Origin of the sequence: Jiangella rhizosphaerae (assembly GCF_003579925.1) — a bacterium.
Lineage (GTDB): Bacteria > Actinomycetota > Actinomycetes > Jiangellales > Jiangellaceae > Jiangella > Jiangella rhizosphaerae.
Genome location: NZ_QUAL01000364.1, coordinates 1 through 7772, shown reverse-complemented (window position 1 = coordinate 7772; position 7772 = coordinate 1). Strand labels below are relative to the sequence as shown.

The 7772-nt window shown below is 73.5% G+C and carries 10 protein-coding genes; 5 read left to right on the top strand and 5 right to left on the bottom strand.

Features of this window, described 5'->3' with window-relative positions; genetic code table 11:
• Together DY240_RS25315 and DY240_RS25310 are read left to right on the top strand one after the other, a co-directional pair.
• A partial coding sequence (locus DY240_RS25315) for an NAD(P)-dependent oxidoreductase (protein ID WP_147375520.1) occupies positions 1-722 on the top strand: 722 nt, incomplete at its 5' end.
• 20 nt (positions 723-742) lie between these two features.
• Positions 743-1399, top strand: a complete 657-nt coding sequence (locus DY240_RS25310; protein ID WP_119662467.1) for a maleylpyruvate isomerase N-terminal domain-containing protein — start codon at positions 743-745, stop codon at positions 1397-1399.
• 22 nt (positions 1400-1421) lie between these two features.
• Here the strand turns inward: DY240_RS25310 and DY240_RS25305 are convergent, their stop codons facing one another.
• Genes DY240_RS25305 through DY240_RS25295 form a run of 3 tightly spaced genes read right to left on the bottom strand, consistent with a single transcriptional unit; the run spans position 1422 to position 2800 of the window.
• Entirely contained in the window at positions 1422-1820 is a 399-nt protein-coding gene (locus DY240_RS25305) for a PIN domain-containing protein (protein WP_119662466.1), read from the bottom strand.
• Complete coding sequence (locus DY240_RS25300) at positions 1817-2086, bottom strand: type II toxin-antitoxin system Phd/YefM family antitoxin (RefSeq protein WP_119662465.1); 270 nt, start codon at positions 2084-2086, stop codon at positions 1817-1819. Before DY240_RS25300 ends, DY240_RS25305 begins: the two co-directional genes overlap by 4 nt.
• A 33-nt stretch (positions 2087-2119) precedes the next feature.
• Positions 2120-2800 carry an NAD(P)-dependent oxidoreductase gene (locus DY240_RS25295; protein WP_119662464.1) on the bottom strand — a complete coding sequence of 227 codons (681 nt, stop codon included), beginning with the start codon at positions 2798-2800 and terminating at the stop codon, positions 2120-2122.
• Between the two features lie 82 nt (positions 2801-2882).
• On the opposite strand from DY240_RS25295, the gene DY240_RS25290 reads away from it, so the two are divergent.
• A complete protein-coding gene (locus DY240_RS25290; protein ID WP_199702397.1) occupies positions 2883-3542 on the top strand; it encodes a TetR/AcrR family transcriptional regulator in 660 nt (219 codons plus the stop codon).
• Here the strand turns inward: DY240_RS25290 and ilvD are convergent.
• Both ilvD and DY240_RS25280 read right to left on the bottom strand, forming a co-directional pair.
• A complete protein-coding gene (gene ilvD / locus DY240_RS25285) occupies positions 3539-5230 on the bottom strand; it encodes a dihydroxy-acid dehydratase (RefSeq protein ID WP_119662462.1) in 1692 nt (563 codons plus the stop codon). The genes DY240_RS25290 and ilvD overlap by 4 nt on opposite strands.
• Positions 5227-6162 (bottom strand): alpha/beta fold hydrolase, encoded by a 936-nt coding sequence (locus DY240_RS25280; RefSeq protein ID WP_119662461.1) that lies wholly within the window; start codon positions 6160-6162, stop codon positions 5227-5229. The genes ilvD and DY240_RS25280 overlap by 4 nt, the downstream gene beginning before the upstream one ends.
• Positions 6163-6217: 55 nt before the next feature.
• On the opposite strand from DY240_RS25280, the gene DY240_RS25275 reads away from it, so the two are divergent.
• Both DY240_RS25275 and DY240_RS33010 read left to right on the top strand, forming a co-directional pair.
• Positions 6218-6835 carry a TetR/AcrR family transcriptional regulator gene (locus DY240_RS25275; RefSeq protein ID WP_158602996.1) on the top strand — a complete coding sequence of 206 codons (618 nt, stop codon included), beginning with the start codon at positions 6218-6220 and terminating at the stop codon, positions 6833-6835.
• Positions 6790-7686, top strand: coding sequence for a helix-turn-helix domain-containing protein (locus tag DY240_RS33010; protein WP_199702394.1), 897 nt, complete (start codon positions 6790-6792; stop codon positions 7684-7686). The genes DY240_RS25275 and DY240_RS33010 overlap by 46 nt, the downstream gene beginning before the upstream one ends.
• Positions 7687-7772 lie beyond the last annotated feature (86 nt).

Here is a 7772-nt window from a genome sequence, read left to right as displayed (position 1 = left end):
CGCGCGAGGCGGCGGCCGCGGGGCCGGTCGTGCTGGTCTCGCTGGCCGACGACGCAGCCTGCCGGGCCGCCTACGAGGGGGCCGACGGCGTCGCCGCGGGCGCCGCGCCCGGCACCGTCGTCGCCGACACCAGCACCGTCGCACCGCAGACGTCCGTCGAGCTGGCCGAGCTGGTCGCCGCGCGTGGCGGGGCGATGCTGGACACCCCCGTGTCCGGCAGCGTGCCGGTCGTCGAGCGCGGCGAGCTGACCGTCATGGTCGGCGGTGCGGACGACGACCTCGCGCGCGCCCGGCCGGTGCTCGACGTCCTGGCCCGGCAGATCTTCCACGTGGGCGGCCACGGCGCCGGCTCGACCATGAAGCTGGCGGTCAACGCGCTGGTCCACGCGCTCAACCAGGCGCTGTCCGAGGCGCTGGTGCTGGCCGAGCGGTCCGGCGTGTCGCGCGAGACCGCCTACGAGGTGTTCGCGGGCAGCGTCGCCGCGGGCCCGTTCGTCCAGTACAAGCGGGCGGCGTTCGAGCGGCCCGATGACGCTCCGGCCGCCTTCCGGCTCGAGCTCGTCGGCAAGGACCTCGACCTCATCCTCGACCTCGCCGCACGCGTCGGCGCGCCGATGCCGCAGGCCGTCACCAACCGCCGCGCCGTCGCCGACGCCGTCGCCGCAGGCCTGGGCGACGAGGACATGAGCGTCATCGCCCGGCACCTGCGCGGCCGCGCCTGACCGTCCGCTACCGTGCCCGGGTGGAGTTCTTCACCCGGTCGTGGACGGCGATGCGGGCCGCCGTCGCCGCCCTTCCGGACGACGCCTTCGCGCTGCCCTCCGGCTGCACCGGCTGGCTCGTCCGCGACCTCGTGTGCCATCTGGTCATCGACGCGCAGGACGTGCTCATCACGCTGGTCACGCCGTCCGACGCGGAGCCGACCGTCGATGCGGACGGCTACTGGACGCTCGTCGACCCGCCGACCGGCGACGACCCGCTCGACGCGCTGATCCCCCGGCTGGCCGCCGCCTACGGCGACCCCGCGCTGCTGAAGTTCCACCTCGACGACGTCGGCTCGGCCGCGGGCCGCGCCGCCTCGCTGGCCGACCCCGCCGCCCGGGTCGCGACGCAGGACATGGTGCTGACGGCGGGCGACTTCCTGTCCGCGTACGTGCTGGAGTGGACGCTGCACCACCTGGACCTGGTCGCGCATCTGCCGGCGGGGTCCGCCGGGCCGCCCGCCGATGCGTTGGCTGCATGCCGGGCGGCGCTGCAGCGGATCGCCGGGGTCACCTTCCCGGACTCCTTCTCCGACACCGACGCCCTGCTCGTCGGCACCGGCCGCCGACCGCCGACGGACGCCGAGACGGCCGCGCTCGGCGCCGTCGCCGATCGGCTGCCGTTCGCCGTCGGCTGAGGCCGCAGCACGCTCGGTGTCGTCAGGAACCAGCTGTGCGCGGGGTCGGCGCGATGATTTCGACGTCGTGGTCGAAGGGCCTGAAGTCGTCGGTGTTCGCCGTCATGACCGCGGCGCCGTGCCGGTGAGCCTGTGCGGCGATGAGGGCGTCCTTGCTGCCGATCTTGGCGCCGCTCGCTCGTGCGCCGGCAGCGATCATGCCGTAGGAACGGGTCGACTCGATGTCGAAGCCGACCCAGTCGAACCGCTGGTCGAGCTCGTTGAGGCGCCGGGTGCGCTCGGCGGCGTCGCGCGGGTTCTTGGCCGCGCGGATCCCGAACTCCAGCTCGGCTCGGGACAAGATGCTCGCGCCGTACTCCTCGGCCGGATCGAAGGCGTACAGATGCAGGTCGATGAGGATGTTCGTGTCGAGCAGTATCACGCCTGCTCCCAGGGGTCGGCGACCTCGTCGGCCATGGCCTGCTCGATGTCGCCGCGCCAGGCGGTGGCGTTCCGCGGGCTCATCGGCGTCACGTCCGCGAGGCTGGCGCCGCTCACCCAGCGACGCGGGCCGGGACGGTCCGGAACGATCCGAACTCCGGTGGGGCGCCCGTAAGCGGTGATCTCGTACTCGTCGCCGGTCTCCCGCACACGCTCGATCACCGTGTGCGGGTTCTGCTTCAGTTCGCGAGTGCCGACGGTCTTCATGGATCCATCTTAGCGGCCCGTGTAGACGCGCGTCTACACGCTGGCGGCCCGCGCGCTGGGCGTCGTCCGGCCGACGATGGCCGGCGCCTCGCGTACCAGCGAGTCGTCCGTCAGCGCCTCGATCATGAACAGCGCGAAGTCGGTCCGCCTGGTCAGGTTGCTCGCCAGGACCGGGTCACCGACGTGCCGGCTCCACACCGGCAGGCCCTGGCTCTCGCCCTCCTCGAGATCGCTGCCCCGGACGACGGTCCAGCGGCGGTCGCTGGCGAAGATGCGCCGACACGCCTCCTCCTGGTCGTCGATCTCGACCGCGCGCAACAGCTTCCCCACGCGGGCGGCGACCCGCAGCGCCGTCCGGAACCGCCACGAGTACCGGTCCTGGCCGTCGCGGCTGATGTGCCAGCCGCAGGAGAAGATCAGCCGCGCATCGGGTTCGGCGAGGTCGAGCACCGCCTGCGCCGTGCCCGACGAGTACTGCTGGACGCCCCAAGGGACGAGCACGCTGAGCACGCCGTCGCACCCGGCGACCGCCGCGCCGATGACCTCGCGGTCGTTCGTGGGGCCCGGGACGATCGCGATGCGGTCGGCGACCGCGTCGAGCTTCGGCACACTCTTCTCGCGGCACACCCCGACCACCTCGTAGCCGCGGTCCAGCGCGTGGCGCACGAGGTACTGCCCCAGTTTCCCCGACGCCCCGACGATGCACACCTTCATGTCCGCTCCCCGGCCGTTCGTACTTACGGTGTAAGTAGACGGTAGACTTACACCGTAAGTACGTCAAGGCGAGGAGGAGATCGTGCGGGCGCCGCTCACCCGCGACCGCATCGTCGCGGCGGCCGTCGCGCTGGCCGACGAGAAGGGCCAGGCCGGCGCGAGCATGCGGGCCATCGCCGCCCGCCTCGGGGTCGAGGCGATGTCGCTCTACAACCACGTCGCCGGGCGCGACGACATCCTCGACGGCATGGTCGACGCGGTGTTCGCGGAGATCTCGCTGCCCGACGACGGCACCGAGTGGCGCGCCGCCATGCGCGACCGCGCCGGCTCAGCGCGCGCGGCCCTCAAGCGGCACCCGTGGGCGGTGGGCCTGATGGACTCGCGTGGCCGCCCCGGGCCGGCCACGCTGCGGCATCACGACGCCGTGCTCGGCGCGCTACGGGCCGGCGGGTTCTCCGTCGTGATGGCCGCGCACGCCATCTCCCTGATCGACAGCTATCTCTACGGGTTCGTGCTGCAGGAGCTGAGCCTGCCGTTCACCGGCGACGGAGACCTCGGCGAGGTGGCCGACGGCATCAGGGCCGGCCTGCCGGAGGGCGCGTATCCGCACCTCATGGAGCTGATGACGACGCGCGTGCTGGTGCCCGGCTACGACTACGGCGACGAGTTCGAGTTCGGGCTCGCCCTGATCCTCGACGGGTTGCGGCCCGACGAGGACCAGGGCGGGTCTCGCGAGAGCTAGTCGCAGACGGCGCCGTTGGCCGCCGAGCCGACCAGCTTGGCGTACTTCGCCAGCACGCCGCGCTCATGCTTCGGCGCCGGCGGCGTCCAGGCCGCGCGGCGGCGGGCCAGCTCGTCGTCGTCGACCAGCAGCTCGAGCGTGCGGGCGGCGAGGTCGAGCCGGATGCGGTCGCCGTCCTGCACGAACGCGATGGGACCGCCGTCGACCGCCTCGGGCGCGACGTGGCCGATGCACGGCCCCGTCGTGCCACCGGAGAACCGGCCGTCGGTGACCAGCAGCACGTCCTTGCCCAGGCCGGCGCCCTTGATGGCGCCGGTGACGGCGAGCATCTCGCGCATACCGGGGCCGCCCTTCGGGCCCTCGTAGCGGATGACGATGACGTCGTTCTTCTGCAGCGTCCCCTGCTCGACGGCGTCCATGGCGCCGCGCTCGCCGTCGAACACCTTGGCGGTGCCCTCGAAGACGGCGGTGTCGAAGCCGGCCGACTTGACCACGGCACCCTCGGGCGCGAGCGAGCCGTGCAGCACGGTGATGCCGCCGGTCTTGTGGATCGGGTTGCTCATCGCATGGATGATCTTGCCGTCGATGTCCGGCGGGGCGATGTCGGCGAGGTTCTCGGCCAGCGTCTTGCCGGTGACGGTGAGCGCGTCGCCGTGCATGAGCCCGGCGTCGAGCAGCGCCTTCATGATGACCGGGACGCCGCCGACGCGGTCGACGTCGGTCATGACGTACTGGCCGAACGGCTTGACGTCGGCGAGGTGCGGCACCTTGTCGCCGATGCGGTTGAAGTCGTCGAGCTCCAGCTTCACGCCGGCCTCGTGCGCGATGGCCATGAGGTGCAGGACGGCGTTCGTCGAGCCGCCGACCGCCATGACGACGGCGATGGCGTTCTCGAACGCCTCCTTCGTCAGGATGTCGCGGGTGGTGATGCCCAGGCGGAGCAGGTTGACGACCGCCTCGCCGGACTTACGGGCGTAGCCGTCGCGGCGGCGGTCGACGGCGGGCGGCGCGGCGCTGCCCGGCAGCGACATGCCGAGCGCCTCGGCGGCGCTGGCCATGGTGTTCGCGGTGTACATGCCGCCGCAGGCGCCCTCGCCCGGGCAGATGGCCCGCTCGATCTCGTCGACCTCCTCGCGGGTGATCAGCCCGCGGGCGCAGGCGCCGACCGCCTCGAACGCGTCGATGATGGTGACGTCGCGGTCGCCCACCCGGCCGGGCAGGATCGACCCCGCGTACAGGAAGGTCGCGGCGACGTCGAGCCGCGCGGCCGCCATCAGCATGGCCGGCGCGGACTTGTCGCAGCCGGCCAGGAGCACCGCGCCGTCCAGCCGCTCGGCGCCGAACACCGTCTCGACGGAGTCGGCGATGACCTCGCGCGACACCAGCGAGTAGTGCATGCCCTCGTGGCCCATGGAGATGCCGTCGGACACCGAGATGGTGCCGAACTCCATGGGGAACCCGCCGCCGGCGTGTACGCCTTCCTTGGACGCCTTGGCCAGGCGGTCGAGCGACAGGTTGCAGGGGGTGATCTCGTTCCAGGACGAGGCGACCCCGATCTGCGGCTTCTCCCAGTCGTCGTCGGTCATGCCGACGGCGCGCAGCATCCCGCGGGCGGCGGCACGTTCGAGACCGTCGGTGACCGCCCGGGAGTGTGGCTTCAGGTCGGGCTTCGAGGGTGTCACGGTCATGCACACACGCTAGTCCCGCCGTCCGGCAGGAAAGCGCCGAGGTCCGAAATCCGGACGCGGCGTCCGGTGGGCGGGCCGCCGGCCGCACGGGCGAAGCCGGCGATGTGCCGGGCGAGGACGGCGGGCTGGTCCAGCGGGACCAGCGTGTAGCTGTCGGCGACGGTGACGTAGCGGCCGTCGGCGAAGCAGGCGGCCAGCCGGCGCGCATGCGCCGGCGGCATCACCCGGTCGTCGCCGGCCCAGACCACCAGCGCCGGCCCCCGGAACGCGGCGAGGTGCGCGGCGGCGGCCGTGAGGTCCGCGTCCGGGATCGCCCGGACGAACGCGGCGAGGTCGCGGCGGACGCCGCGGCTGGAGCGCAGCGGACGGAACCAGTCGTCGAGCAGATCGCGCGGGACCGGGCGCCGGGCCATCCAGCCCCACGTGATCGGGAGCCGGGCGGCCAGCGGCAGCCGCATCGACTGCGCCGCCAGCGCGAGCCCGCCGGGCAGTCGCGCCGCGGCCGCCGACACCCGGCCCGGCAGGCCGGGCGGGAAGTTCCCGAACGCCTCGCAGGAGACGAGGACCAGCCGGCCGACGCGCCCGGCGCCGGGCGTCGCCGGGTGGGCGGCCGCCTCGGCGAGCAGCAGCTGGGCCAGCGCGCCGCCGGTGTCGGACCCGACGAGCGTGACGTCGTCGAGGCCGAGCCGATCGAGGAACTCGCCGACGAGCCGCGCGACACCGCGCGGGGTGAGGTCGGCGCCGTCGCCCATCGGCGTCCGGTGCGCGCCGAGCGGCAGCGTCGGGACCAGGCGGCGATGGCCCTCCAGGCGCGGCACGACGCGCCGCCACAGTCCGCCGTCCATGTGCAGGCCGTGCAGCAGGACCACGGGCGGGCCGTCGCCGTGGTCGTCGTACTCGACGGGCCCGGCCGAGAGCTGGATGGTCGCCATGGTGGGTCTCCTCCCCCAGCGATGTAATCACTTGATTATGCGGTACTGTAATCATGTGATTACGGCGGAGGCAAGCACGAAGGACCGGCTACTCGCGGAGGGCATGCGGCTGTTCGCCCTGCAGGGGTTCCGGGCCACGACGGTCGGGCAGATCGAGGCGGCCGCCGGGCTGCAGCCGCGGCGCGGCGCGCTCTACCGGCACTTCCCCAGCAAGGAGGCGCTGCTCGACGAGGCCGTCCGGCGCCACCTCGACTCCGTCCGGGCCCGGCGCACGGAGGTCGTCGGCGGCGAGGCCGGCGACGTCGGTGACGTCGGCGACGAGGCGCTCGCGCTGGGCCGGTACGTCCTCGACGAGCTCGCGTCGCAGCGGGCCGTCGTCGACGTCTTCGAGCGGGAGGGTGAGCGGGTCGCCGAGCAGCGCGACGCCTTCCGCGAACAGGTCTCCGACGCCGGGTACCGCGTCATGGCCGAGGCGCTGCGGCGCTGGATCGGCACCGAGCCGGCGCCCGGCTTCGACGTCGACGCCGCGGCGGTCCTGCTGCTCGGCGCGCTGATCAACGTGCACCGGTCGACCTGGACCTTCGCCGGCCCGCCGCTGGAGCTGGACGAGGCACGGATACTGGCGGCATGGTCCCTGCAGTGCGCGACGGTGGTGGCGGCGGCCCGGCGATGACACGCGCCCGCCGGTCGGAGCTGCGCTGGCCGGGGCTGCGGTCGGTGTACTGCTGGAGCCCGCCCGCCGGCGGCGTCACCGTCAGCGGCGCGCAGCAGATCGGCGTCTCGTTCGCCGAGCACCACGGCGTCGTCACCGAGTCCGGCGGCCGGCGGCACCGGTTCGACATCCGGCCGGGCGACGTGTTCGCGAACGGGTGGTCGCCGGTGTACTGGAGCGAGGTCGTCCGGCCTGACGAGCTGGTCGAGATCTACCCCGCCGACGAGCTGCTGCGGGCGGCCGCCGGATCGGCGCGGACGCCGGAGATCGAGCCGCTGCGCGGCGTGCGCGACGCCGTCGTGCTCGGGACCGCGTCGGTGCTCAAGCGCGCCCACCTCGGCCTGGTGCACGTCGACACCGTCCGGGCCAGCATGCTGGCCCACCGGCTGGCCGAGCACGTCGTGGGGCACTACGCCGGCATCGCGCCGCGGCGCCGGGCGCCCGCCGGGCGGCTGCACCGCGTCCTGCTCGACCGCGTCGCCGACGTCGTCGAGGCGCGGCTGGGCGACCCGCTCACCGTCGACGACCTCGCCGCCGCCGCGGCGCTGAGCCCGTTCCACTTCGCCCGCGCCTTCAAGGCCTCGACCGGCCTGGCGCCGCACGAGTACGTCACGTCGCGGCGGATGGAGCGAGCCAAGTCGCTGCTGCTCACCAGCCGGTTGAGCGTGCCGGAGGTCGCCTACGCCGTCGGCCTGTCCAACGTCAGCCACTTCCGCCGGATGTTCCGCCGGCATACCGGCTTCCTGCCGTCCGACCTGCGCCCGCGCGAGGACCGCAGGATCGGACTCCCCGCGCCGGCGCAGGCCCTGTGATGCTGGGCGCATGAGAAGCCCTATGTCAAGCCGGCTCCGGTTGATCTTGGTTGAGGAGTTGTTGGAGGGCGCGGTGGCGGGTGGGG

Coding starts and splice junctions, on each gene's coding strand:
- DY240_RS25300 (WP_119662465.1), bottom strand. CDS start 2,086: ATGAAGACCGTCGGCACTCGCGAACTGAAGCAGAACCCGCACACGGTG.
- DY240_RS25295 (WP_119662464.1), bottom strand. CDS start 2,800: ATGAAGGTGTGCATCGTCGGGGCGTCGGGGAAACTGGGGCAGTACCTC.
- ilvD (WP_119662462.1), bottom strand. CDS start 5,230: ATGACCGTGACACCCTCGAAGCCCGACCTGAAGCCACACTCCCGGGCG.
- DY240_RS25280 (WP_119662461.1), bottom strand. CDS start 6,162: ATGGCGACCATCCAGCTCTCGGCCGGGCCCGTCGAGTACGACGACCAC.
- DY240_RS33010 (WP_199702394.1), top strand. CDS start 6,790: ATGGTCCCTGCAGTGCGCGACGGTGGTGGCGGCGGCCCGGCGATGACA.